Genomic DNA, 26,145 nt, shown 5'->3' with positions numbered 1-26,145 from the left:
ATAAATGACTCCCTTGGATCAACAAATAATTAGTTTCCTTACAACTGTCGTTCTTGGTTTAACTATGGGTGCCATTTTTGACTTTTATTATATTCTACGGCGCTTTTTAAGACCTCGAAAGGTATTTATTCATATAGGTGATCTTTTAATTTGGCTATTTATGATAGCCCTTGTTTTTGTAACCCTAATTTATATAAATTGGGGAGAGGTGCGGTTTTATGTTTTTCTAGGTATTGCGTTAGGAGCCTTAATTTACTATCTTATATTCTCTAGATATATAAAAATAATCTACGAATATTTAATTAAAACTGTCCTAAAGATACTAAACATTGTAAAATCAATAATCCTACTTCCATTTAAACTTATAGCCAGGGGGTTTTTGTATTTAGTCGGCATTATAAGTATATTCCTTATGTGGGCGACAAAACCCCTGAGAAGGGTTATTGGTAATAGCAGGTTTTTTATTAAATTAAAGTATCAAAAGGATAAGGTTCAAGGGATAATAAGACGTTTGAAAAAATTTGACCCTTTTAAGAGGATATGATACATTAGTTATGTAAAGCTATAATAGTTAAATATCCTCGTAGGTGAGGCTGCTGTATGAACATAGTCTACTTCCCAGAAATATAGGTATATGGTCACAGGTAATTAGGCCTTCCTTTTAATAAAAAGAGAGGGTCTTTTTAGTTGGAGACATTCCTCTAAGGTAGTATTAACTGATGTAGAGGTCTGCCTCCTTTATTTTTCATTATATAGAAAGGGGTGATAAAATTCATGGACGATGGTACGGGTTTGTGTTTTTATAATCAAACTCAGTTTAACAGTGTTGTTTTAAGTAACACTAATTCTATGATTTTATCAGCCCTGAAGGAGCAAATCTCCTCCTAAGGGGTAATGAGGGGGGATTTTTATTGGCCTTATTTAATGGAACATTTGATGCAATAGTACTTAACTTATCAAAGGGCAACAAGGAAAAGCTTAGGGAAATCTTTGATGAGATTCATCCCTATGACCAGGCACAAATTTTAATGGAACTATCTGCAGAGCACAGAAGGCTCCTGGCAGACTTTTTAACAGATGAAGAGATGGCCGAGATAATTCAAGAGCTTTCCATAGAGCAGCAAAAGCTAATTATTGATGAACTAGGCATAGAAAGATATTCAAAGATTATTGTAGAGATGCCATCTGATGACGCTGCCGATTTATTGGGTGATTTGGATGAAGATAGGTTAAATCAAGTTTTAGATTTAATGGGAGATAAGGAAGAGGCAGACCTACGGGAGTTAATGGAATACCCGGAGAACACAGCCGGCGGCTTGATGACTACTGAATATATTGTACTGCCGGAAGATTTTACTGCTGATGAGGCAATTAAAAAACTACGTCAACTAGCTCCAGATGCAGAAACTGTCTATTATTTATATGTTATAGACAGTGAAGGGAGGTTAAGAGGAGTACTTTCTCTTAGAGATCTAATAATAGCCAGTCCGGAGACCAAAATTCATGATATTATGTATGAACGGGTTGTTTCGGTGCCCATTGACATGGACCAGGAAGAGGTAGCAAAACTTATTGATAAGTATGACTTCCTTGCAGTTCCTGTTGTTGATAAGCAGCAGAAATTAGTAGGCATTATTACTGTTGATGATGCCATGGATGTATTGGCAGAAGAAGCCTCAGAGGACATTGCAAAGCTTGGGGGTATTGGCGGTGGTGATCCAGGAGTACTGGACATAAATGTAAAAGCCATTGATGCCGCAAAAAGAAGAATTCCCTGGCTTGCCCTCCTCCTTTGTATAGGGATTTTCTCCGGAAACATTATTGCCCAATTTGAAGATACCCTGGATAAAGTTGTGGTTCTCGCCTTTTTTATCCCGGTTATAGCAGGGATGGCTGGAAACACTGGTACCCAATCCCTGGCAGTTGTTGTTAGGGGCCTGGCCACTGGTCAGTTTGCAGGCAGCAATACTCTAAAGCTTATAAAAAGAGAAGCAGGTGTAGGGTTAATTATCGGTACGACAAATGGAATATTAATTAGTTTAATTGCAGCACTATGGCAGAGAAACATTATTTTGGGATTTATAATTGGACTTGCATTATGGATTACTTTAATTGTGGCAACCCTGGCAGGCACTATAATACCTCTTATTATGGCTAGATTGAAAATAGACCCGGCAGTTGCCTCAGGCCCATTTATTACTACAATCAATGATATACTTGGTCTTACCATTTATTTTACTGTTGCCACTGCTTTTATGAAGTACTTATTATAATGTATTATAAATAATTGCATTATTAATTGAAATAAATTATGCATAATAAGATAAAAAATGGCAATAATATTAATTTGACTATTTCAAGAAATTCATGTATAATGTTTGTGCAATTTAATAGGTGTTTGCAAGGGTGAAGTACTCTCAAGCAGTAACTTATATAATTCGAGCTTGTGCACGTTTATTAGCGGGCATGAGTAAGGGTTACAACAATAGGAAAAGGTGAAACTTGAGCTGGAAAAATCTTAAACACTAGGGAACTGGGGTCTGCATTAGTTCAGGTTAAAGTGGGCTAATGAAAGGCTATACAGCAGTAACGTATGGCTTTAGGTGAGTCGGGAGGCGAAACCTAGACACTCTAACTCTCTTTCTGAGTAATGACGGAAGAGGAGTTAGATGGTCTAGGTTTTTTTGTGCTTTCTATAATGTAAGCATAAATTTACTTATATATAAAACAATAGGGGGTGGGTTTGGGTTCTTGTAATCTCATGCTAAAACTTAGGTAAAACATTTAAAAGTTTAAATAAAGGAGTGTAATATTTTATGTTGGGTAAAAAAGGTTTATTTTTAATCATAGCTTTACTGCTGGTACTATCATTAGCTCTTATAGGCTGTGCGCAAGATGCTGCGGAAAATGGTGCTGAACTAGATGATAAAGATACATCCCATGCTGGAGACGTGGTAGAAGGTGATGGAAGCTTGGATAGGGTTCTAGCCGCTGGGAAAATAACCGTGGTAGGCAGTGGTGGCTATCCGCCATTTAATTTCTTCAGTGAAAATGATGAACTGGTTGGATTTGATGTAGATACAGGGTCTGCAATAGCTGAAAGACTAGGAGTGGAACTAAACTACGTAACTGGTGAATGGGCTGGTCTTATTGAAGGTCTTAGGGCCGGGCGTTATGATGGAATATTGGGAAGCATGGCTATTACTGAAGATCGTCTAGAAAGAGTGAATTTTACTATTCCTTATTACTATTCAGGAGCCCAGCTTATAGTTAGAAAGGATTCGGGAATTACGGATCCCAGTGAAATGGAAGGAAAAACCATTGCTATTGCCACGGGAACAACCTTTGAAGATGATGTTGAAGCATTAGGGGCAACAGCTGCACTATACGATGATGACAACTTGACCTTGAGTGAATTAATAAATGGGCGTGTAGATGGTGTGATCACAGACCGCCTGGTAGGTATGGGTGCAATGAGAGAAATTAGAGGTGGAGATGGGCTTATTATGGTAGGGGAGCTTCTCCGTACTGAGGAAATGGCCATAGCAGTAAACAAAAATGATATAGAATTATTGGAAAAGCTCAATGAAATATTAGAAGAAATGCATGCCGACGGAACTTTAACAGAAATTAGTAAAAGGTGGCATGAGGGAGAGGACATTACTGTAAAATAAAACACCTAATGAGAGCACGGCTCCATGGAGTGCCGTGCTTTTTTGTTAAAAAAAGGGGGGATGGAGAAATGTTTGACTTGCCTTATGATTTTTCTGCTATACCAAGATATTTTCCAACTTTTTATGAAGCTGCCTGGATTACCCTGCAGCTAACAACCCTTGGAATACTTGTAGGCCTTATTTTTGGATTAATTGCAGCTTTGATGAAAATTTCTCAGCTAAAAATACTAAATGTACCTGCTAATATTTATATTTGGATCATACGAGGTACTCCCTTGCTGCTGCAGCTTTGGATAATTTATTTTGGCCTTGCTGCAATAATAAACATTCCAGGTTTTACATCTGCAGTAATAGCATTGGGTATTCACAACGGGGCATATATAGCTGAAATTTTTCGAGGTGCTATCCAATCCATTGATCGAGGTCAAAGAGAGGCTGCCCTGTCTTTAGGAATGACTCCCTGGCAGGCAATGAAACGGGTTATTTTGCCCCAGGCTTTGAAAAGATCCATACCACCACTAGGAAACCAGTTTATTATTGCCTTAAAAGATTCATCTCTGGCCAGTACTATAGCTGTAAGAGAATTGCTTTTACGAAGCAGGCAAATAGGTTCTTCCCAGTATCTGATGATGGAAATGCTGATTATTGCTACAATTTACTATTTAATCATGACTTCAGTTTTAACAATAATAGTATCAAAAATAGAGCGCCGCATGCAGGTTAGTGACTACAGGGGATAAGGAGGTGTGCTTGATGATTGAAATAAAGAAGCTTAACAAATGGTTTGGAAAGCTCCATGTATTAAAGGATGTGGACATGAAAGTAGCGGAAAAAGAGTGTGTGGTGATTATTGGAGCAAGTGGCTCAGGTAAAAGCACACTTTTAAGATGTATAAACTTTTTAGAAAAAGCTCAAAAGGGCCAAATAATTATTCAAGGCAGGGAAATAAATCCTAAAAGTAAGGACTTGCATTTAATCAGGCAGGAGGTTGGTATGGTTTTTCAGCATTTTAACCTTTTTCCTCATATGACTGTTTTACAAAATGTTATTGAGGGACCAACCCAGGTTAAGAAAATGCCAAGGGATGAGGCTCGGGAGTTAGGATATGAACTTTTAAAGAAGGTAGGACTGGAAGAAAAGGCCAACACCTATCCTAGTATGATTTCAGGAGGACAGAAGCAAAGGGTTGCCATAGCCCGGGCACTGGCTATGCAGCCAAAGGTATTATTATTTGATGAACCTACATCTGCCCTTGATCCTGAATTGGTAGGAGAGGTAGTAGTGGTTATGAAGGAATTGGCTGGGGAAGGAATGACAATGGTTGTAGTAACCCATGAAATGTGGTTTGCTAGAGAGGCAGCCGATAGAGTAATTTATATGGATGAAGGAAGGATAGTTGAAGAGGGAACGCCGGAAAAGATATTTAGTAATCCAGCAAATGAGCGTACCCAATCCTTTTTGGCACAAATATTATAGTTTTCTTATCAGTATACCATTAATATTAAAAACTGACTGCCCTGGTGGTCAGTTTTATGCTTTTTATAGCAATAGGACCATGGACCTATATTTGCAAAAAAATAAAATTTTGTTTAAGGCGTTGCAGGAGTTTCTTATGCTACGCAGAATAGAAAAAGTACTAATAGTGTACAATAAATGTACTAAATATGTGGATATTTATTAACAGGCTGTGGAAAAAGCTGTGGAAAAACTTTGGAAAAGTGAAGGGTTGCATGGATGCAGATAGAGATTAGGGGAGCAGAAAAACTTAGCTTTAGGGAAAGACAGGTTGTAACTCTAAAAGAAATGGGTCGTTCTAATGAAGAAGTTGCAAAACAGCTGGGTTTAACTGCAAGCACTGTGGCAACACTTCTTCATAGAGCAAAGCAAAAAGGGTATCAAGTAGTAATAGTATTACCTGGTGATGCACTAAACCTTTTCACACAGGAGGATTCTGAAATCTAATGAATGATAATTCTAATGTTATAATTCATCCCCGCTGTCTGGATAGTAAAAGAAGAATTAATATGGAGCTAGCTAACAAGGGACAAAAGAGAAGTAATAAATTAAAACCTGTTTTTTATATATCAATAGTTGCTTTACTAGTATTTGTTTTGACAGCTTTTGGAAGGTTTGCATGGTTAAGCTATAAGCTTGATAAAGAAATTAAAGTTTATTTAAACCAATTAGAAGAGGCAAAAATGTATCATGCTCAATTGGTTCAAGAAGTTGAACTAGCCCAGGATCCCATTTTTATTGAAAAGGTTGCAAGAGAAAGACTTGGCCTGGTTAAGGAGGGTGAAAGAGTCATTATGCCTGCTAAGCCCGGATATGTTATGCCATTGAAGAAGCCTGTGGAAGGTGAGATTCAGCATTAAGTAGATTAAGCATTAATTCATCATTTAAGGTGCCTATGTATTGACCTTTCCTGTAACGTTTTGTATAATTACTACAATGTATAAAGTTAGGAGGAATTTTATCAGCATGACTGTCACAAAAGGCAGCATATTAGAGGGTGTTGTGAAGGGCATTACAAATTTTGGGGCCTTTGTAGAATTGCCTGGAGGTACTACAGGTCTGGTTCATATTTCTGAGGTAGCTGATGCATATGTTAAAAATGTTAATGATTATTTAAAAGAAAATGATAAAGTTAAGGTTAAGGTCATTAATGTTGATCAGGAGGGCAAAATAGGCTTATCCATTAAACAAGCTAACCCTAGTTATGAATCAAAAAAGGCTAAAAGGAATACCAGGGAGCCTCAGATTTCATTTGAGGACAAACTTGCTAAGTTTATTAAGGATAGTGATGAAAGGCAAGCCGATATTAAACGCCAAACCGAGGGAAAAAGGGGAGGGCGTGGTTCAAGGTTGTATTAAGCACTAATATATTTTATTTCTAAAAAGAAACCTCCTTATATGATGGAGGTTTTATTAATTTAACTATTAACATATTTTGGGGGTATTGTAAATGTTTGCAGCGATAGATATTGGTACAAATTCAGTAAGGCTTCTTATTGCAGAAAGAAATAATGATAAAATTATTCCCATACATAGAGATTTAAGAAGTACTAGATTAGGAGAGGGGCTGGAATCAACAGGTAGGATTTCCAAGGAGGCCATAGCTAGAACCCTGGATGCTCTGGTGGCTTTTATGGAAACTATACAAGGCTTTAATGTGAAGCAGGTTAAGGCAGTGGCGACAAGCGCCATGAGAGAGGCCTCCAACGCTGGAGAGCTTCTTGAATTAGCTTGGCAGGAAGCTCGTTTGGAGATAGATATTATTTCTGGAGAGGAAGAAGCAGAGCTAAGCTATTCAGGTGCTTGTTCAGAGTTGGACATGCTGGAAGACGGTATAGTGGTTGATATAGGTGGTGGTAGTACTGAAATAGTTTTTAAACAGGATAATGAAATAATATTTACCAGCAGTCCAGTAGGTGCAGTAAGGTGTACAGAGAATTCCACCACCCCAACGCAAATATATGCAGAGCTGGAGGAGCATTTAGATAAGATTAAAAATCTTAGACACCATAAGCTAATTGCAGTAGGCGGTACAGCTACGAATCTAGCAGCCATAACCAAAAAGCTTACCAATTATGATCCAGATTTGGTTCATGGAAGTGAGATAAGCATTGAAGAGCTTGGAAAAACCATTTTTTATATAGGAAGCAAGTCTCTGGCTCAAAGGCTAGCTATTCCTGGGCTGCAGCCGGAGAGAGCAGATATTATCATTGCAGGTTTGCTAATTCTATGGGTTATAATGACCTATTTAAATATTAACAAGGTTATAGTTAGTGAAGCAGATATACTATATGGAATTATCCTAAAATATGCGTAAAGTTTTATTTTAATTGAAGGATTTCATAATAAGAATCGTCTATTATTCCATCAGCCTCTTCATTGTTTAAGAGTTGAAAGTATGTTGTGGACATTTCAGTCATTTTGCCGTACCTGCCGTCTATTGGTCCCCAATATAAGCCCAGTTCCCTAAGTCTTTTTTGCACATGGAGCATATCCTTAGAGGCTGTTCCTGGTTTAACTGTTCTATATGCTAGATGAGGGTAATTGCCTTCTATGATTACTGGGGTGCCAATGTCAACGAATGAATATAACTCTTCCACGTCCCTGTTAAACATTCTAATACATCCATGGGAGGCATAGGTGCCAATGGAATAAGGCTTGTTGGTACCATGAATTCCATACTTGCCCCAGGGTACATTTAACCCCATCCACCTTGTCCCAAAGCCTCCTCCCCACATGCCTTTACTTGTAATTTTCCATTCCCCTACAGGAGTAGGGGTTTCTGCTTTTCCTACAGCTACAGGGTATTCTTTAAAAATATTTCCATTATCATACAAGAAAAGCTTTCTCTCGCTTTTATTTATGACAATATGAACTGTTCCTGTTGGCCTTGCAGCAGATACAGGTGTTATTACATCTGACCCTTCCATTGCTGGAGCCTTGGGCCTAATTACCATGTCAAAGTCTGAACAGGTGATAACTTCGTTTTCGGGGTTGGGAGTATATATGTCTATAGCGTAAGTCGTTTGAGGACAGAGGACAAAGGATAGTGAGATAGCTAATGCTAGGGATAAAGACAAGATTACTTTCCTCATTTTCAAGCTCCTTTTTAATGAAGATTATATTATTTACATTACATCGTAGTATTATGATGCCTAAGAAGAGTTTTCAACATACTTTGCAATAGTTGGCAAAAAATTATTAACTAATCTTGTATACAAGAAGTTATTTGCGGGGGATATTAGCTAAGAGAGTATAATTTTAAGTCCAATCACAGAGGGAATGATATTATGAATTTACTTTTAACAGGAGCAATATTTGCCTTATTAATTGCCCTTGCATCAGGAATAGCAATGGCTCTTCAGGGCTCTTTAAATGCATCCCTGGCTAAAATTATTGGCCTTCTAGAGTCTACTTTTATAGTGCATGCTTCGGCGGCTATTTTATTAATTGTAATGATATTTGTTTTACGTATGGGTCATGGGGATTTTGGCAGCTACAATCAGGCTCCCTGGTATTTATACCTGGGAGGGGCTATAGGAATTGCCATTACAGTTGGTGTAATGGTAAGCATCCCTAAACTTGGTGTCGCTACTGCAACTACAGCCATAATAGTAGGACAGGTAACAACTGCTGCCCTGGTTGATCATTTTGGTTTGTTTGGTCTTCAAAAAATTCCCTTTACATGGATGAAATTTGTAGGAATAGTGCTGCTGGCAGCTGGAGCAAAGTTTATGTTAATTAAATAGGCAATTAAATAGGGGATTATCTTCTTGACAATCCTTGAGATATGCTTCATAATATGTTATTAGTTGGAAAAATTTAATAAGGCGGTGTAGCTCAGTTGGCTAGAGCATGCGGTTCATACCCGCAGAGTCGTAGGTTCAAGTCCTACCACCGCTACCAAAAGTGTTCATAACTGGCTACAGAGCCAGTTTTTTCAATACTTACTGAATTATGCTTTAAAGTAAATGTGGAATGGAAATCCTTGTGTTGAAAACTGGCAGATTATGTCAAATAAAACACGGTTTTTATAACGCAACCTGACAATGATTGCACAGCCTGTATACTATAATTGTAAAAAGACATTATTTTAAGGTGGTGCAGCAATTGTCAGAACCTACAGAAGTTTATCCATTTAGAAGAAATGCTACCATTTCTCAGGAAAATGATGAGATAAAGGTTGGTGCTGGACAAGCTATAAATAATTGGAACCCATTAATAATCATATATGGGATAGTTACCCTTATTTTTGCAAAGGGGTTTATTATGCAAAGCATATGGGTGCTTGCTCCAGCCTTTTGCGCTGCAGTAGTTGGTCTCGAAGGGAGAAAGGTTGTTGTGGCAGTTACACTGGGATCTTTGGTGGGCATTTGGTTGGGCACTGGTGCCTTTACAGCTGCTACCCTTTTAAATATTGCAGCAGGGTTGATAATCATATTTGCTGTATCAATATTTAGAGCCTTTTTTATGAAATCAATTTGGCATATTCCTGTTTTAGTATTTTCGATAATGGTTTTAATAAAGGGCTCATATTTTTTATTAGGAGATTACCCAAGGTATTATTTTCTGGAAACAACCTTTGAGGGTTTTATTGCCGGCAGCCTTTCCATAGCCTTTGTAAAGGGAATATCAGGAATTAGTGAACTACAGAAGGGTATTCTATCCAAAGAAAATGGAATTGGACTAAGCATGCTTGGAATAGCCATATTGATAAGTTTAATGGATATAAGTTTTTTATACTGGAATCTTGGCAGAACAATAGCGCTTGTAATGATTCTTTGGACAGCATTTTTGTACGGAGGGGGATATGGAGCCTCCATAGGAGTCATATCAGGCTTTGCTCCTGCATTATTAACAACCGTTGTCAGCCCTTACGCAGGAATTTTTGCTTTATCAGGATTATTAGCTGGCATTTTTAGAGGTTTTGGAAAGCTTGGCTGTATAGTAGGCTTTATGATGGGACAATTGGGTATGGCATATTATTTGTTGTATGTTGATGAACTTAACTCTCTATTAATTGAAAGTATTAGTGCAAGTTTAGTATTCTTGTTGGTACCCACTGCCCTGCTTTATAAAGCAGAGGCTTTAAACCCGGGCAAATCTCATTTGCGGGAGACTGAGAAGGTGCTACTTAACAAAATCAATGATGTTAGTAATATTTTCAAGGAATTATCAAAGACCTTTAAACAAATTTCCGATGATATTGAGTGGGAAAATAATGCCAGATTTGACTTAATATTAAAATCCATTACAAATAAGGTTTGCTCAGGATGTTCAGTATTTATGATCTGCTGGCAGCGAGAAAAAAAATCAACATGCCAGCATATCTGTACCCTGTTTAATTTAATTGAAGCTCAAGGAAAGGTAAATAAGGAAGATCTGCCTGGAGAGTTAAGAAAACGGTGCGTTCGCCCTGATGAATTAGTAACAGTGGCAGGGTGTCTCTTCGAGACATACTTAATGGATAAGCATTACAGAAAAAAACTAAGTGAGACAAAAAATCTAGTATCAGAACAGTTGCAAGGTGTATCGGCTGTCATGGATAGCTTGGCTGGAGAGATAAAATTAGAAAGGGATCAGCTTTCTGAAAAGGAGCATTTTATTTACAGGAAAATGGAAGAAATGGGTATTGACTTATTATCTCTTAATTTAACTCAAACCAACAGCAACACCTTGGAGCTTGATGTTATTAAAGAGGCATGCAAAGGTAAGATGGAATGCAATTTAATTGTTAAGCCCTTTTTAGAGGAGTATTTAAAAGAAAGCTATATAGTTGATAGAAGTAGTTGTGCAATAAAAAAAGGTGAATTAATCTGCAGCTGCAAGCTAAGGTCCACAGCAGCATTGAAGGTTACTATGGGATTTAGCCAGGTGAAAAGTGAAGGAACGGTAATATGTGGTGATTCCTATAAGGCCTTTGAAATAAAAGGGGGCAAGCATATTATTGCACTGAGCGACGGAATGGGAGTAGGACCCAAGGCTGCAAAGGAAAGTAATACTGTAATATCTCTATTAGAACAGCTTTTAAAAAATGGTTTTGATAGAGAAATGGCTATACGAACTATTAATTCTGTTCTAGGAGTTAGGTCAGAGGATGAAACCTTTGCTACCCTGGATTTAACCATAATTGACATTTATTCTGGGGAAGTAGAATTTATAAAAATTGGTGCAGCGCCCGGGTTTATAAAAAGGGGGAGCCAAATTGGCATCATAAAAGCTAATAGTCATCCATTAGGAATTCTTAATGGCATTGAGGTGACTAGACAAACTAAACATCTCTGTAAGGGTGATGCTCTAATTATGGTTTCTGATGGCATCCTTGAGGCAGGTGAATTTACTGATAAAGAGGGCTGGATGGTGGAAGTAATAAAAGAACTGCGCCTACAAGATCCGCAGGAACTAGCCCATATGATTTTACGGCATGCTTTAGCAGTTGCTCCAGATATCATAAACGATGATATGACTGTTATTGTAGCAAAATTAGAGTAATTGTTTTGCCCATGCATTGTATAGATTATTTTCACATTGGGAAACTAGAAATATATAGGAAAAAACAGCCAAATTGGCAGGAAAATGTCGTTTTTTACCGAATGATATAGATTAGATTAAAGTAATACTGGAGAGTTTACCTGATAAATGATTACTTTTGTAGAAAAAACAATTGCAAAATACGATCTACTGCAAAAAAATGATAGAGTTTTAGTAGCAGTTTCAGGGGGGGCAGATTCACTGGCCCTGCTTCATTGTTTATATACACTTAAAAATAGGTTTGGCTTGACTTTATTTGTAGCACATTTAAACCATATGTTCAGGGGTGCTGAAGCAGATCGGGATGCGGAGTATGTGAAAGGCTTTGCAGATAAGCTTGGACTTAAATCTGTTATAGAAAGGATTAATGTTCCTGAAATCCTGGCTCAAAACAGCTTTTCACCACAAGAAGGTGCCAGGATAGTTAGGTATGATTTTTTAATAAAAACTGCAGAAGCATTATCCTGCAATAAAATAGCCTTAGGCCACCATAAGGATGATCAAGCCGAAACAATACTCCTCAACCTTTTTAAAGGGGCTGGATTAGATGGTTTAAAAGGTATTGCTCCCAAAAGGGACCCATTTGTAAGACCGTTAATAGAGATTAAAAAAGAAACATTGGAGAAATACTGTGAAGAGAATAAGCTAACCTTTTTTGAGGATGGGTCAAATTTTAAAGACGTTTATCTAAGAAACAAAATAAGAAACAGGCTTATGCCTATTCTAAAAAATGAGTTTAATTCAAAAATAGTTGATGTTCTTTCGAATACTGCAGATATACTAAGGGAAGAAAATGCATATCTAGATTCAATGGCTGAAAAATGTGAAAATCAGTGCCGGGTGTTTGTAAACCCGGATCTAAAAAAAGGGGAATGGTTGACCAAACCTTTTATAGGGCTGCCTATTGCCCTGCAAAGGAGAGTTATAAGGCAGATATATGCTTTATTAAAGAGAAACAATTATAACCTATCTTTTTTTCATGTAGAAGTTGTAAGAAGCTTGATATCCCAGAATGTATCAGGAAGCAGCACAGAATTACCGGGTCAATTGGTGGTTATTTATAGCTATGATAGGCTTAAAATAATGCCTAAAGAGGCATATTATTCACAGGAAGGTATTAATTACAGTTATGAGCTGTCTATTCCGGGCACCCTATTTATTGGGGAGATTAATGCTTCAATAGAAGCTAGATGCTTAAGTCCATCAGAAACCATAGAAAGACTGGAACTAAAAGCTGCAAACGAAGCAGTAGTAGCTATAGAGCCAGATGATATTTTAATTATTAGAAATAGAAGGCCTGGGGACAGAATAATGCCTGTTGGCATGTCAGGGACTAAAAAGCTTAAGGACCTATTCATTGATGAAAAGGTTGAGAAGATAGAAAGAGACAGGGTGCCGGTTATCCTCAGCAAAAATTCAGGAAAAGTTATTTGGGTAGCTGGTTTAAGAATATCAGAGGAATTTAGGAATACATTAGATAAAAATAGTGTTTTATTGAGATTTGTTAAGGAAGAATAATGGAGAAATTATGAAAAAAGGGCAGATTCTTTTGAAAAATAATAGAACTTTATGGTATAGTTTCTTTTAGTAGCATAAGTATAACAGCTTGAGAGGAGGATATTTTTGAATCGAATATTTAAGAATTTAGCAATTTATCTTTTAATTGTTCTCATTGCAGTATCCGTTATAAGATTGACTACTCCTACTGGGGAACAGCCCAGAGAGCTTACATTAACGGCTCTAATGGCTGATATTGCTCAGGGTAAAATCAGATCAGCTGATGTAACCTTGCGGGAGGATATATATATTATAACTGGTGAACTTAAAACTGGAGAACCATTTACATCCAATATTCCTCCAAATCCTGAACTGCTGCAAAGGATGGTTGACATGGGCATAGAAGTTACGTCTATTCCAAAACCAGAGCCTGCCTGGTGGACCGGTCTTTTAGGGACTTTTTTGCCAATCTTGTTGATTGTTGGTTTAATTCTATTTATGATGCAGCAAACCCAGGGTGGAGGCAACAGGGTCATGCAGTTTGGTAAAAGCAAGGCCAGGCTGCAAACTGGAGAAAAATCTAAGGTTACCTTTGCAGATGTGGCAGGAGTTGATGAAGTAAGGGAAGAATTGGAAGAGGTTGTGGAATTTCTAAAGCATCCTAGAAAATTCAACGAAATAGGGGCTAAAATTCCCAAGGGCGTGCTTTTATTTGGGCCTCCCGGTACTGGGAAAACTTTGCTTGCCAGGGCCGTGGCCGGTGAAGCAGGGGTTCCCTTTTTCAGCATAAGTGGTTCGGATTTTGTGGAGATGTTTGTAGGTGTTGGTGCATCTAGAGTTAGGGACCTTTTTGAGAATGCAAAAAAGAATGCTCCCTGTATAGTGTTCATTGATGAAATAGATGCTGTTGGTAGACAAAGGGGTGCTGGCCTTGGTGGGGGCCATGATGAAAGAGAGCAGACTCTAAACCAGCTCCTTGTTGAAATGGATGGTTTTGAAACAAATGAAGGTATAATCATTATAGCTGCCACCAACAGACCTGATATTCTCGATCCGGCATTGTTGCGTCCAGGGCGATTTGATAGACAAATTACTGTTGATGTTCCCGATGTTAAGGGCAGAGAAGAAATACTTAAGGTGCATGTAAAAAACAGGCCTCTTGCAGATGGCGTTGATTTAAATGTTTTGGCAAGAAGAACCCCGGGCTTTACAGGGGCTGATTTGCAAAACCTTGTTAATGAGGCTGCCCTGCTTGCGGCCCGATACGGGCGCAAAAAAATAGGAATGGATGAGCTTGAAGCCTCCATTGAAAGGGTTATTGCAGGGCCAGAGAAGAAATCCAGGGTAATTAGTGACTACGAAAAGAAGCTGGTGGCATACCACGAGGCTGGTCATGCATTAATGGGCCATTACTTGAAACACACAGACCCTCTCCATAAGGTCTCTATAATTCCCCGGGGAAGAGCAGGGGGATATACACTGCTGTTGCCTAAAGAGGATCGTAGATACATGACTAAATCACAAATATTAGACATGGTTGCCATGCTTTTAGGTGGCAGGGTTGCAGAAGATATTGTCTTAAAGGAAATTAGTACAGGTGCTCAAAATGATCTTGAAAGAGCCAGTGAGCTTGTAAGAAAAATAATTACTGAGTATGGTATGAGCCAGGAGCTGGGACCACTGACCTTTGGAAGGCGGCAGGAGCAGGTTTTCCTGGGTAGAGATATTTCTAGAGACAGAAACTATAGTGAGGCGGTTGCCTTTTCAATTGATAAAGAAGCCAGGCGTATCATGGATGAATCTTACAATCGTGCCAAGCAAATATTAATGGACAATATGGATAAACTGCATCTGGTGGCCCAAACATTAATGGAAAAAGAGACCTTGGAAGCAAATGAGTTTGAAACACTCATAAACAGTATGGATGAAGGTTTATCGCCCCAAGAAGCACGAAATAAGCTGGATGAAATGATGGCAAAAGATTCTCAAAATAAAAATAAACAAAATGAAGAAACCAAAGAAACCAAAGAAACCAAAGGTATTAAAGAACCAACCGATGAACGTAAAGACTTTCAAGACACTCCCCCGCCCGAAGGAGGAGGGAATCCTAGAATAACCTTTAAATATTTAAAATAGGAGTTGAGATTTTGGAGCAAACATATATTATGATCAAGCCTGATGGAGTTCAGAGAAACCTAATTGGAGAGATTGTTTCTAAAATAGAGAAAAAAGGCTATAAAATTGCAGCCATGAAAATGATTAGGATTTCTAGAGAAACTGCAGAAATACACTACGGAGAACATAAAGGAAAACCCTTTTTTGGCGGATTGGTTGACTTTATTACATCTGGCCCTGTAGTTGCAATGGTTGTAGAAGGTGATGATGCAGTTGCCGGAATGAGAAAGATGATGGGTGCAACTAATCCTTTAAATGCAGAGTTTGGCACCATACGTGGTGATTATGGTATTAGTGTGGGTCGAAACATTATTCATGGTTCAGACTCCATAGAAAGTGCCAAAAGAGAAATAGGCATATTTTTTAAGAATGAAGAAATATGCAGCTACGAAAGAAGTTTAGATAGCTGGATATACGAAAACTAAACAGCCACTGAGGGTCCCTTCGGGAGACCCTTTTTTACACTATCAGACACCCATGCCGTCTCACGGCACCACTGATGAATGAAAATTTATATTTCCAGGGCAGAAAGTATAAGTTCCACAAGGTAGATAGTGGTTGGCTAAAAGTTAAAGCGTCTAAGGCAAGGGGTTTGGCAGTTTGTGAAAAATGTAATTATGGTAATTTTTTTTCATTTTAGTACTTGGAATAGCATTTAAAGGGTTAGGAAACCTCATGTCTATAAAGATGTATCACTAAAACATTGGTACTCTAGAGAAGAATAATATCCAACAAAAGTGAAAACTTGTACAATCACAAACAGAAAAAAGAAGGATTTTTTTTTAAAAGAGCGAAGAGACTATAAGTAAAAGTAATGCATGGCCTTATTTTAGGGAATAATTAAATTAAAATATGTAGAAGGAGTGATTTTTTTTATGAGCAAGGTACCAAGCGATATTGAAATCGCCCAGGCGGCGAAAATGAAGCATGTAACTGAGATTGCAGCACAGTTAGGACTACAGGAGGATGATTTAGAATTATACGGCAAGTATAAAGCAAAGGTTTCTTTAGACGTATATAAAAGACTTCAGGACAAGCCAGATGGAAAGCTTATCTTAGTAACTGCCATTACACCGACACCAGCTGGTGAAGGTAAAACCACGACAAGTGTTGGTTTGACTGATGGTCTTGCATACATAGGTAAAAAAGCAATGGTGTGTTTGAGAGAGCCATCCCTTGGCCCAAGCTTTGGTATTAAGGGAGGAGCTGCAGGTGGCGGATATTCGCAGGTTGTTCCAATGGAAGACATTAACCTTCACTTTACAGGTGACCTTCATGCTATTACTACTGCACACAACCTATTAGCTGCACTGGTTGACAATCATATCCACCATGGCAATGAGTTGGGAATCGACCCAAGACAGGTTGTTTACCGCAGAGTAGTTGACTTAAATGATAGAGCTTTAAGGCAGTGCGTAATTGCTTTAGGTGGAAAAGCCAATGGTATGCCTAGAGAAAGCGGCTTTGATATTACCGTTGCTTCAGAGGTAATGGCCATTTTATGTCTTGCTTCTGATTTAACTGACCTGAAGGAACGCTTCAAGAGAATAGTAGTTGGTTACAATTTTAATGGAGAACCAGTGACAGCTGGGGATTTAAAAGCTGAAGGTTCAATGGGTCTATTAATGAAGGATGCTATCAAGCCTAACCTGGTACAGACAGTTGCTAATACACCTGCCTTTATTCATGGTGGTCCCTTTGCAAATATTGCCCATGGATGTAACTCAGTAACAGCTACCAAGCTTGCATTAAAGCTTGCTGATTATGTTGTAACAGAAGCTGGATTCGGTGCGGACCTTGGTGCTGAAAAATTCTTTGATTTGAAGTGTAGATTTGCAGGACTTAAGCCTGATGCAGCAGTTATTGTTGCAACTGTTAGAGCACTCAAGATGCATGGCGGAGTGCCAAAGACTGAACTAGGTCAGGTTAATATGGATGCTTTGGCTAAAGGCTTTGCAAATCTAGAAAAGCATATTGAAAATGTTAAAAAGTTTGGCGTACCAGCAGTAGTTGCTGTTAACAGATTCCCAACAGATACTGAAGAAGAATTCAAGTTTGTAATTGAACGCTGTCAGGCAGCAGGAGCAGAAGTTGCCTTATCTGAAGTTTGGGCTAAAGGTGGAGAAGGTGGAGCTGAATTAGCCAGAAAGGTTATTGAAACCATTGAAACCAAGCCATCTAACTTCAAACCTATTTATGAATTAAACACCACTTTAAAAGAAAAACTTGAGACCATTGCCAAGGAAATCTATGGTGCTGATGGAGTAGTATTCACAGATACAGCTGAAAAATCAATTGCCATGTATGAAAAGCAGGGCTATGGCGAGCTGCCAGTATGTGTTGCTAAAACACAATACTCCTTCTCTGATGACCTTACCAAGTATGGTAGACCAACTGGCTTCAAAATTACCGTAAGAGAAGTTAGATTATCAGCAGGTGCTGGCTTCTTTGTATGTATTGCAGGTGCAATAATGACAATGCCTGGTCTGCCAAAGAGACCGGCTGCAGAAGTAATTGATGTTGATGAAAGCGGCAAAATTACAGGTTTGTTTTAAAAAACTCTATTTAAAACAAAAATAATCACGCCCAGGGGTTTCCCCTGGGCAAATTTATGTTTCGTGTCAATATGAGGGCTATATAATAAGGTGGTAAAACATGTCAGAAAAGATAAAGGCCATACTTAAACATGAAGAATTTATAAAAAGAAACAAGGAGATAGATACATGCGAAAAGGATAGAGAATTCTGCCTGCATAATCTCCAGCATTTTCTTGATACTTCCAGAATAACCTACATCCTTGTCCTTGAAAATAATCAGTACAAAAAAATATTCCCAGGGAAGGATGCTGGAGAAGTCAAAGAACTGGTTTATGCAGCTGGACTTCTTCATGATCTAGGTAGGGTTGAACAATATACAGATGGAACAGACCATGCTCTAGTAAGCGGCAGGATTGCTAAAGATATTATGGAGGATGTTGGTTTTTCACCTGAAGACATAAAAGTAGTATGTCAGGCAATTGGGGAACATAGAAAGTACAAGAAGACCAATTCACCCTTTGGCAGAAAGCTGTATGAGGGGGATAAACTATCTCGACAATGTCAGGGCTGCAAAGCCTTTGATGATTGTAAAATTGAATTAGAGTATAAGCAAGGCAAACAAATTTATTAGGTGATGCGATATGTTTAATCTAAGAATGATTAATTTTAAGGCAGTAGATCAAGTTGAGAAATACCTTTTGGAAATGGGTGTAGATATCCATGGTGTAAAAATAATGGCGCCAAAGGCATTATTCCAATGTATCCAGCTTGATGAGGTACCCATTAAAATAGCCCATATACTAAAGCAGGAGATGCTGTCAATTGGTGGGGAAGCAGCAGTTGCCAGGGGAGTTGTGGACAGCTCAGTTGCCCTTACCTCGGTGCTGCTTATGGGAACCCATAGGGACTATAAGAAGCTGATAAAAAAACTTAAAATGCAGCCCTTTAAACTGCCTGAGCTAGCCAGACATATAGGGGTATTAATTCAAAACACCCAAAACCAGCTTGAACCGTTGAAGGTTGGACAATATACCTTGCCAATAGATGAGAGAACAATAGTCATGGGTATTTTAAACCTTACCCCCGATTCCTTTTCAGATGGGGGCAAGTTTTTTGATGCAGGCAGAGCTGTGGACCATGCTTTAAAAATGGTAGAAGAAGGGGCAGATATTATAGATGTTGGGGCTGAGTCAACTCGTCCTGGTCATACTCCAGTTGAAGCAGAAGAAGAACTCCAGAGATTAATACCAGTATTGGAAAGATTGTTAAAAGAGGTTCATGTACCAATTTCAGTTGACACATACAAGGCAGCTACAGCACAGAAGGTGCTTGACATGGGAGTGCATATAATAAATGATATATGGGGTCTCCAAAGGGATTATGGGCTGGCTGATGTAGCTGCAGCTTATGGAGCTCCTGTGATTATCATGCATAACCAAAACGGTACAGAATATGACAATTTCATGGGAGAGGTTATTGCCTTTCTAAGAAAAAGCATACAGATTGCTGAAGCTGCAGGTATTGCTTCAGACAAAATAATAATTGATCCAGGAATAGGCTTTGGAAAAACCTTGGAGCATAATCTGGAAATTATGGACAGGCTTGATGAGCTAAAAACCCTGGGTAAGACAATTCTTCTAGGGACTTCAAGGAAATCAATGATAGGCAGGGTCTTGGATTTGCCTGTAGAAGAAAGAGTAGAGGGAACGGCTGCTACAGTAGCACTAGGAATTGCCAGGGGGGCAAGTATTATCAGAATACATGACGTAAAAGAAATGGTCAGGGTTTGCAAAATGATGGATGCCATGGTCAGGAGGTAGGGTTTTGGACAAAATAATAATGGATAGTATGGAATTCTGGGGCTTTCACGGAGTTTTTCCAGAGGAACAATTAAAGGGACAGCCCTTTATAGTTGATGTTACACTTTGGCTTGATTTAGAAAAGGCAGGCAACACTGATGACCTTCAAGAGACGGTCCATTATGGAGAACTTTATGATAAAATTAAATACATAGTCGAACAAAAAAGGTTTGACCTTATTGAAGCTGTTGCAAAAAACATCGTAGATGTAGTACTTGAGGAAGAAAGAGTAACTAGGACTCTGGTTAGAGTTAAGAAACCACAAGCCCCTATAAAGGGCAAATTTAACTACATGGCTGTAGAGATGGAGAGAGAAAAACCATGACCACACAAGTATTCCTGGGGCTTGGCTCTAATGTGGGTAATAGAAAAGAGTATCTGGAAAAAGCAATCAACGCCCTGGAAAATATTCCGGAGATAACAGTTACAGGTATATCTTCTGTATATGAAACGGAACCCTTTGGTGGTGTTGAACAGAACAAGTTTTTAAATATGGTTATCAAGATAGAAACAACTATAATGCCAGCTAAGCTTTTAGAGGTTATAATGGCAATTGAGAAGGATTTAGACAGGGTTCGTACCATTAGATGGGGTCCAAGGACAATTGATATTGACATCCTGCTTTATGGGGATGAGGTAATAAACACCAGGGATTTGACCATTCCCCATATAGGGTTAACAGAAAGGGATTTCGTACTGGTGCCCCTGCTGGAAATTGCCCCTGATATAAAGCTCCCATCTGGTGAACCCCTGAAAAATAAAACCGGGGGGACGGTTCTTCTGGCTGATGAATATAATTTGTAAAATTGTATTAAAAATTTAATCCTCATAAAGAGGATTTTTTGCTTTTCAAATGTAACAAAATAGCATCCTTTGGTACGAATATTAAAAGGAAACATAAATTATTTTAAAAAAGGGTGGTCAGGTTATCACATGTAAAATATTTCCTTATAATTAAACATGAAAAAATTGGAGGAAAGATTGATTTTCTGTCGAAACCAATAAAATAATACTATTTATTGGGAGTAGAGGAAATTGCAAAGAATAAATCGGAGAGATTTTTTGCTTTATGGAACAGGCACCCTTGCTGCTATGCTTACCCTAACAGGGTGCTTACCCAAAGATATAAAAATACAGGCTCATGCATCTGAAGTGAATATGCCCAATATTGATTTCCTGGAGTGCGATTATCTAATACATAAAGGTTTAATCATAGATGGAACTAATTCACAACCCTTTGAAGGTGACATAGCCATTAAGGGCGATAGAATAATAAAAATAGCCAGGTCAATTGCTGGCAAGAATTGTGAGATAATAGACGCACGGGGGAAAATTGTATCCCCAGGTTTTATTGATATACATACCCACACAGAAGATTACATGGTTAATAACGGCAGATCAGAAATGATATTACTGCAAGGGGTAACTACACAGATTGGAGGCAATTGTGGTAACTCCAAGGTGAAAATTGGCAGTGTATTGGACAACCTTAACGGCATGGGGATCAATTATGGAATGTTCTCCGGGTACAGGGAAATAAGACGCAGTGTTGTAGGTAATGCTAATGTTAGGCCTAATGGGGCCCAGATGCAGGCAATGCTTGATATGCTGCAAGAAAATCTGCAGGCGGGAGCTTTTGGTTTTTCAGTTGCTTTGGAATACTGGCCCCAGAGCTTTGCTACAACAGATGAAATTGTTGAATTGAGTTATTTGCTGGCTGAATACGGGGGAGTTCTTTCAGTTCATGTTAGAGATGAAGGTGATAGGGTAATCCCAGCGGTTGAAGAGATAATAGAGATAGGCCTTAGGGCCAAGGTGCCTGTCCAGTATTCCCATATAAAAGCTGCCCATAGGAAAAATTGGGGTAAAATGGAAGAAATTTTAGAGCTCCTATCAGAAGCCAGAGATAGTGGAGTAGACATTAAAGCTGATGTTTATGGGTACAATTTTTCTAGCAATGATTTAGGTGACAGCAGTTATTACTCAATAAATGAGGAGGACATGGAAAGGGCTATAATACATCCCCAGGTCATGATAGCTAGTGACTCTGGACTTAGGGTTAATGGTGTTGCTATTCATCCAAGGGCTTATGGCAACTATCCTAGAATCATTGCCCAGTATGTCCGAAATAAAAGCCTGCTGTCCATAGAAACACTAATACATAAAATGACAGCCATGCCGGCCAGCAGACTAGGGTTAGCTGATAGGGGCCGGCTATTGGAAGGATATAAAGCTGACATAGCAGTTTTTGACCTTAATAATATAAATGATGAAGCTACTAGACAGCAGACAACCCGTTATTCTAAAGGAGTTCAAAGTGTCTTTGTCAATGGCAATCTGGCATTACATAATGGGATTGTCTCAGGAGTTCTAGCTGGTGAAGTTTTAAGAAATTAAACGAAAGGTTAACCTTGCTTAAATAGGGGTTGACAATTAGATGAGATGAGGATATTATATTTTTTGAGGTGCTTATTAGTGAAAACAAAGCTGCTTGAAATATTATTAAATGGGCAATACACTTCAGGACAAGAAATAAGTGCTAAGCTCGGTATCTCCCGAACTGCAGTATGGAAACATATTAATTCTTTAAAAGAAGATGGGTATAGTATTGAGTCCCAGTTTGGTAAGGGATATAGGCTCTTACATATGAATAAGTATGTTACTCCTGAAAAAGTCAGGCTAGGACTTAAGTGTAAGCTTTTTGCAAGGGACATAATACATTTTCATGAAACAGGATCAACCAATGAAGAGGCAAAAAGAATTGCAGAGAAGAATTATCCTGAAGGAACCCTGGTAATTGCTGAAAAACAAAATTTCGGCAAGGGGAGAATGGGCAGATATTGGCAGTCACTTTCGACAGGCTTATGGTTTTCCATTATTCTTAAGCCTTCAATACCTCCGCGAGATGCCCCCCAGCTATCCTTGTTAGCTGCAGCAGCTCTCCAGATAACTCTCCATAAGGAATTTCATATAGAGGCAAAAGTAAAGTGGCCCAATGACTTGCTTGTGGATAATAAAAAAGTTTGTGGAATACTTACAGAGATGAAGGGGGAAATGGATAGGATAAACTATGTAATTATTGGCATTGGCATAAATGTAAATCAGGAAGTGTCAGATTTTTCTGGGGAACTAGCAAATACAGCTGTTTCCCTTAAAATTATCAAGGGAAGGGAAATAGACAGGCTGTTGTTGCTGCAGAAATACTTAGAAACACTAGAAGAATTCTATCTGGATTTTCTTGAAAATGGTTTTGAAAGAGCCAGGAGGGTTTGTGTAGAAAACAGTCATACCATAGGTAATATTGTAACAATATATTTTGGAGATAAAGAGCATACAGGCAAAGCTGTAGATCTAGGCAGGGATGGTGCTCTTATTTTAAAAATTAATAACCAGGAAATATCCTTTTATGGTGGAGAAGTTAGCCTGAAAGGAAAATAAATTTTTTTAAAGCTGTAGTTAACCACTTAAAAATAAGGGTTAACAATCATATGAGTGTGAGAGGAGAGGAAAATTAGTCATGAATGTGTATAAAATTACGTTAGTTGCCATGTTTGCTTCTTTAACAGCGGTTGGTGCATTTATTAAGATACCTATACCATATTTGCCAATTACCCTACAGGTGTTTTTTGTGTTTTTGGCAGGCATTCTTCTAGGTCCAAGACTGGGTGCATTGAGTCAAATAGTGTACCTGACCCTGGGGCTTGTGGGCCTGCCAATATTTGCCGAGGGTGGGGGCCTGGGGTATGTATTTCATCCAAGTTTTGGCTTTATTATTGGGTTTGTATTTGTAAGCTTTTTTGTAGGATACTTCCTGTCAGGTGATGAAAAACTCAGTTCTTCCAAAACCCTAGTTGTTTGCATCATAGGAGTTATTATTCTTTATATAATCGGTGTTCCTTACATGAATATAATCTTAAATAAAGTCCTGGGCATTGAGGTAACAATGCTGCAAAGCTTTATGGCCATGGCAACATTGTATCTGCCAGGAGATATATTAAAGGTAATTGGTGTTGCCCTTATTGCACCCCGTATAAAGGCCGCAATCAAGCCATAAATACTCCCCAAGGTGGTTTAAGCTTTCTATTTATCTAAGGTAGTTTCTTTAAATTAGAGACTACCTTAAATTGTTTCCTAATACAAAAGGTAAAACCTGAATGATAAGGAAAATTTTAAGGCTAATAGGATTTTTATATTTTTTATAGAAATACTTAAGTATATGGATAATATGATGCTTTCCAATTCATTGACTGAGTGTATACAGATCAACGAAACCACCTAAAGGGAGAGATGGTGTTGGATAGTTTTAAGGGCAGACCAGAATTAGTAAAAATACTTGACACCTACACCATTGCAACAGGTGTCAGCAGTAAAGCCTTCAGTATAGATGGGGAGAAATTTTATTTTACCCGGGGGTCAAGAAACAGATCGTCCTTTTGTGAAACGGTTCAATGCCAGGATCATGGATTAAAAAAATGCAGGCAGTCTTATGTTTATGGAGGCTTGCAGTGTGAGAAGCTAGGGGAACCCTATATTTATTTTTGTCCATATGGTTTAGTTAACTGGGCTGTACCAATTTTTTCCGGGGACAAGATGGCATGCTTTATAACGGGTGGTCCAGTTCTTATGCACCAGGTAGACGACCTGCTGATTATGGAAATTATTAACCAAAACCCATTACTAAAGACCATGAAAGATGAGATCAAGGACCAGTTAAAGGGCATTGAGGTGGTTGAACCCAAAAGGGTTAAATATCTTGCAGATTCTCTTTTTATGCTGGCAAAGGGTTTAATGTCCCAGGAAATTACAGAGTTAGTCAAAAGAAGAGAAATAAATAAAATAAATGAGCGGATTTCAGAAAAAATCACAGCAATAAAGGAGGACTATCCTTCTTCCTTCCAGGAGGATAATGAAAAGCTATACCTATTTGAAAAAGAGAGAGAACTAATTTCAAAGGTTAAATTAGGAGATAAGGAGGGAGCCATGGAGGTCCTAGATGATATTATCAGTTTTAGCTATTTTCAAAGTGCAAGTAGATTTGAACTGGTTAAGTTAAAAGCAATTGAATTGACTGTGGTGCTGGCACGGGCAGTTATTGAAGAGGGTGCCGATCTTGAGGTTATCTTTGGTCTAGAATATATGCACCTGGGATATCTCAAGGTTGCAAGTGACATAAATGAGCTAAATCTTTGCTTAACTAAAGTTTTAGATACCTTTGTAGAGTGTCCATTTTCCCTGAAGAATGTAAAAAACAGGGATGTGATTTTTAGAGCAATGAATTTCATACGAAATAATTTTAATAAGGGCATTGCTCTGGAGGATGTTTCCAATGAGGTTGGTCTTAATGCTTCATATTTTAGCAAACTCTTTAAAAATGAAACTGGCGAGAGCTATACCGATTATCTAAACAGGGTCAGGGTTGAAGGCAGTAAGCAGCTTTTAAGCCAAAGCAACTTCTCCCTGGTGGATATTGCCCAGCTGGTAGGCTTCAATGATCAAAGCTATTTTACTAAGATGTTTAAGAAAGTTGAGGGGGTTTCCCCAGGTAAACTTAGAAAAATATCTCCTAAGAATCAAAGATTTTACTAAGCAGCTAAAATATATACAAGAATTATTGTTTATTTTGTCATAAAATTTAAATTACAGAATAGTAATTCCTCCGGAGGTGAATTGCTATAATGGATATTTTTGCAACTATTCAAGAAGCACTTCAAAATGGTGACGCAGATAAAACCATGAAATACGTTGCAGCTGCACTTGAGTTAGATGAGGATCCAATTGACATTTTAAATGAAGGCCTGCTGACAGCAATTGACGAGGTTGGTCAAAAATTTAAACAAAACAAAATATTTGTCCCGGATGTTCTTCTGGCAACAAGAGCCATGAATGCAGGAATGGAGGTGCTAAAGCCGTATCTGGTTGCAGCTAGAGGCAGTGAAGTTTGCGGCAGGGTGCTTATTGGAACTATAAAAGGGGACCTCCATGACATTGGCAAGAACCTGGTTAAGGTTACTCTTGAAAGGGAGGGTTTTGAAGTAAGAGATCTTGGTAAGGATGTATCTGAGGAGCAATTTGTAATGGCATACAATGAGTTTAAACCCCATGTAATTGGCATTTCAACTTTACTGACGTCCACCATGGGAGGAATCAGGGATGTTATTAATGCCCTGGATGAAGCAGATATTAGAAAAAACGTGCTGGTTATGGTAGGCGGAGTTCCAGTTACAGAGAGGTTTGCCATGAGGATTGGAGCAGACATTTTTGCCCATGATGCTGGCGATGCTGTATCACTATTGAAGAATAAGTTTAACATGGTTAATTAAGTAAAAGATAATAAAGATAATAAAGCTGAATAAATAG

Annotated in this window: 25 protein-coding genes and 1 tRNA gene; 25 read left to right on the top strand and 1 reads right to left on the bottom strand. The window is 38.4% G+C overall.

Translation table 11 applies throughout. The features are described from left to right. The first annotated feature begins 4 nt into the window (after nucleotides 1-4). From yabQ to K364_RS0101420, 9 genes are all read left to right on the top strand, one after another. On the top strand, nucleotides 5-544 hold the full coding sequence (gene yabQ, locus K364_RS27755; protein WP_051533739.1) for a spore cortex biosynthesis protein YabQ: 540 nt from the start codon (nucleotides 5-7) through the stop codon (nucleotides 542-544). 367 nt (nucleotides 545-911) lie between these two features. Beyond that, nucleotides 912-2,273, top strand: a complete 1,362-nt coding sequence (mgtE, locus tag K364_RS0101455) for a magnesium transporter (RefSeq protein WP_028306542.1) — start codon at nucleotides 912-914, stop codon at nucleotides 2,271-2,273. Nucleotides 2,274-2,816: 543 nt separating this feature from the next. Next, nucleotides 2,817-3,674, top strand: a complete 858-nt coding sequence (locus tag K364_RS0101450) for a transporter substrate-binding domain-containing protein (protein ID WP_028306541.1) — start codon at nucleotides 2,817-2,819, stop codon at nucleotides 3,672-3,674. Nucleotides 3,675-3,742: 68 nt separating this feature from the next. Further along, on the top strand, nucleotides 3,743-4,414 hold the full coding sequence (locus K364_RS0101445; protein ID WP_207640809.1) for an amino acid ABC transporter permease: 672 nt from the start codon (nucleotides 3,743-3,745) through the stop codon (nucleotides 4,412-4,414). 13 nt (nucleotides 4,415-4,427) lie between these two features. After that, nucleotides 4,428-5,150 carry an amino acid ABC transporter ATP-binding protein gene (locus K364_RS0101440; RefSeq protein ID WP_028306539.1) on the top strand — a complete coding sequence of 241 codons (723 nt, stop codon included), beginning with the start codon at nucleotides 4,428-4,430 and terminating at the stop codon, nucleotides 5,148-5,150. A 258-nt stretch (nucleotides 5,151-5,408) separates the two neighbouring features. Continuing rightward, the gene (locus K364_RS0101435; protein ID WP_028306538.1) at nucleotides 5,409-5,636 is read left to right on the top strand and encodes an RNA polymerase sigma factor; all 228 of its coding nucleotides are present in this window, start codon (nucleotides 5,409-5,411) and stop codon (nucleotides 5,634-5,636) included. Then, nucleotides 5,636-6,049, top strand: a complete 414-nt coding sequence (locus K364_RS22465) for an FtsB family cell division protein (RefSeq protein ID WP_035267524.1) — start codon at nucleotides 5,636-5,638, stop codon at nucleotides 6,047-6,049. The genes K364_RS0101435 and K364_RS22465 overlap by 1 nt, the downstream gene beginning before the upstream one ends. 106 nt (nucleotides 6,050-6,155) lie before the next feature. Then, nucleotides 6,156-6,548, top strand: a complete 393-nt coding sequence (locus K364_RS0101425; RefSeq protein ID WP_028306537.1) for a S1 RNA-binding domain-containing protein — start codon at nucleotides 6,156-6,158, stop codon at nucleotides 6,546-6,548. A 91-nt stretch (nucleotides 6,549-6,639) separates the two neighbouring features. Next, on the top strand, nucleotides 6,640-7,506 hold the full coding sequence (locus K364_RS0101420) for a Ppx/GppA phosphatase family protein (protein WP_028306536.1): 867 nt from the start codon (nucleotides 6,640-6,642) through the stop codon (nucleotides 7,504-7,506). A 4-nt stretch (nucleotides 7,507-7,510) separates the two neighbouring features. Here the strand turns inward: K364_RS0101420 and K364_RS22460 are convergent, their stop codons facing one another. Next, nucleotides 7,511-8,284, bottom strand: coding sequence for a L,D-transpeptidase family protein (locus K364_RS22460; protein ID WP_028306535.1), 774 nt, complete (start codon nucleotides 8,282-8,284; stop codon nucleotides 7,511-7,513). Between the two features lie 195 nt (nucleotides 8,285-8,479). Here K364_RS22460 and K364_RS0101410 point away from each other — a divergent pair, with 195 nt between their 5' ends. From K364_RS0101410 to K364_RS0101335, 16 genes are all read left to right on the top strand, one after another. Next, complete coding sequence (locus tag K364_RS0101410) at nucleotides 8,480-8,938, top strand: DMT family transporter (RefSeq protein ID WP_028306534.1); 459 nt, start codon at nucleotides 8,480-8,482, stop codon at nucleotides 8,936-8,938. An 80-nt stretch (nucleotides 8,939-9,018) separates the two neighbouring features. Further along, nucleotides 9,019-9,095 (top strand) — tRNA-Met (locus K364_RS0101405). Between the two features lie 204 nt (nucleotides 9,096-9,299). Next, nucleotides 9,300-11,681: a stage II sporulation protein E gene (spoIIE, locus tag K364_RS0101400; protein WP_028306533.1), complete on the top strand. Its 2,382-nt coding sequence runs from the start codon at nucleotides 9,300-9,302 to the stop codon at nucleotides 11,679-11,681. Nucleotides 11,682-11,828: 147 nt separating this feature from the next. Beyond that, the gene (gene tilS / locus K364_RS0101395) at nucleotides 11,829-13,238 is read left to right on the top strand and encodes a tRNA lysidine(34) synthetase TilS (RefSeq protein WP_028306532.1); all 1,410 of its coding nucleotides are present in this window, start codon (nucleotides 11,829-11,831) and stop codon (nucleotides 13,236-13,238) included. A 105-nt stretch (nucleotides 13,239-13,343) separates the two neighbouring features. Beyond that, nucleotides 13,344-15,353, top strand: coding sequence for an ATP-dependent zinc metalloprotease FtsH (gene ftsH / locus K364_RS22455; protein ID WP_084295434.1), 2,010 nt, complete (start codon nucleotides 13,344-13,346; stop codon nucleotides 15,351-15,353). Between the two features lie 11 nt (nucleotides 15,354-15,364). Further along, nucleotides 15,365-15,817 (top strand): nucleoside-diphosphate kinase, encoded by a 453-nt coding sequence (gene ndk, locus K364_RS0101385; protein ID WP_028306531.1) that lies wholly within the window; start codon nucleotides 15,365-15,367, stop codon nucleotides 15,815-15,817. Between the two features lie 450 nt (nucleotides 15,818-16,267). Beyond that, entirely contained in the window at nucleotides 16,268-17,947 is a 1,680-nt protein-coding gene (locus tag K364_RS0101380; RefSeq protein ID WP_028306530.1) for a formate--tetrahydrofolate ligase, read from the top strand. Between the two features lie 100 nt (nucleotides 17,948-18,047). Then, nucleotides 18,048-18,560 carry an HD domain-containing protein gene (locus K364_RS0101375; protein ID WP_028306529.1) on the top strand — a complete coding sequence of 171 codons (513 nt, stop codon included), beginning with the start codon at nucleotides 18,048-18,050 and terminating at the stop codon, nucleotides 18,558-18,560. A 10-nt stretch (nucleotides 18,561-18,570) separates the two neighbouring features. Further along, on the top strand, nucleotides 18,571-19,749 hold the full coding sequence (gene folP, locus K364_RS0101370; protein WP_028306528.1) for a dihydropteroate synthase: 1,179 nt from the start codon (nucleotides 18,571-18,573) through the stop codon (nucleotides 19,747-19,749). A gap of 4 nt (nucleotides 19,750-19,753) precedes the next feature. Further along, nucleotides 19,754-20,113 carry a dihydroneopterin aldolase gene (gene folB, locus K364_RS0101365; RefSeq protein WP_028306527.1) on the top strand — a complete coding sequence of 120 codons (360 nt, stop codon included), beginning with the start codon at nucleotides 19,754-19,756 and terminating at the stop codon, nucleotides 20,111-20,113. Next, nucleotides 20,110-20,592, top strand: coding sequence for a 2-amino-4-hydroxy-6-hydroxymethyldihydropteridine diphosphokinase (gene folK, locus K364_RS0101360; protein ID WP_028306526.1), 483 nt, complete (start codon nucleotides 20,110-20,112; stop codon nucleotides 20,590-20,592). The genes folB and folK overlap by 4 nt, the downstream gene beginning before the upstream one ends. Before the next feature lie 231 nt (nucleotides 20,593-20,823). After that, complete coding sequence (locus K364_RS0101355; RefSeq protein ID WP_028306525.1) at nucleotides 20,824-22,185, top strand: N-acyl-D-amino-acid deacylase family protein; 1,362 nt, start codon at nucleotides 20,824-20,826, stop codon at nucleotides 22,183-22,185. 78 nt (nucleotides 22,186-22,263) lie between these two features. After that, nucleotides 22,264-23,226: a bifunctional biotin--[acetyl-CoA-carboxylase] synthetase/biotin operon repressor gene (locus K364_RS0101350; protein ID WP_028306524.1), complete on the top strand. Its 963-nt coding sequence runs from the start codon at nucleotides 22,264-22,266 to the stop codon at nucleotides 23,224-23,226. A 79-nt stretch (nucleotides 23,227-23,305) separates the two neighbouring features. Beyond that, the gene (locus tag K364_RS0101345; protein ID WP_028306523.1) at nucleotides 23,306-23,842 is read left to right on the top strand and encodes a biotin transporter BioY; all 537 of its coding nucleotides are present in this window, start codon (nucleotides 23,306-23,308) and stop codon (nucleotides 23,840-23,842) included. A 239-nt stretch (nucleotides 23,843-24,081) separates the two neighbouring features. Further along, complete coding sequence (locus K364_RS25360) at nucleotides 24,082-25,374, top strand: PocR ligand-binding domain-containing protein (RefSeq protein WP_028306522.1); 1,293 nt, start codon at nucleotides 24,082-24,084, stop codon at nucleotides 25,372-25,374. Nucleotides 25,375-25,463: 89 nt separating this feature from the next. Continuing rightward, on the top strand, nucleotides 25,464-26,108 hold the full coding sequence (locus tag K364_RS0101335) for a corrinoid protein (protein ID WP_028306521.1): 645 nt from the start codon (nucleotides 25,464-25,466) through the stop codon (nucleotides 26,106-26,108). Nucleotides 26,109-26,145: the final 37 nt, after the last annotated feature.

It is taken from the genome of Desulfitibacter alkalitolerans DSM 16504 (assembly GCF_000620305.1).
In the GTDB taxonomy this organism is placed as follows: Bacteria; Bacillota; DSM-16504; order Desulfitibacterales; family Desulfitibacteraceae; genus Desulfitibacter; species Desulfitibacter alkalitolerans.
Note: the sequence above shows the minus strand (reverse complement) of the source record. Positions and strands in the feature narration are given on the sequence as shown.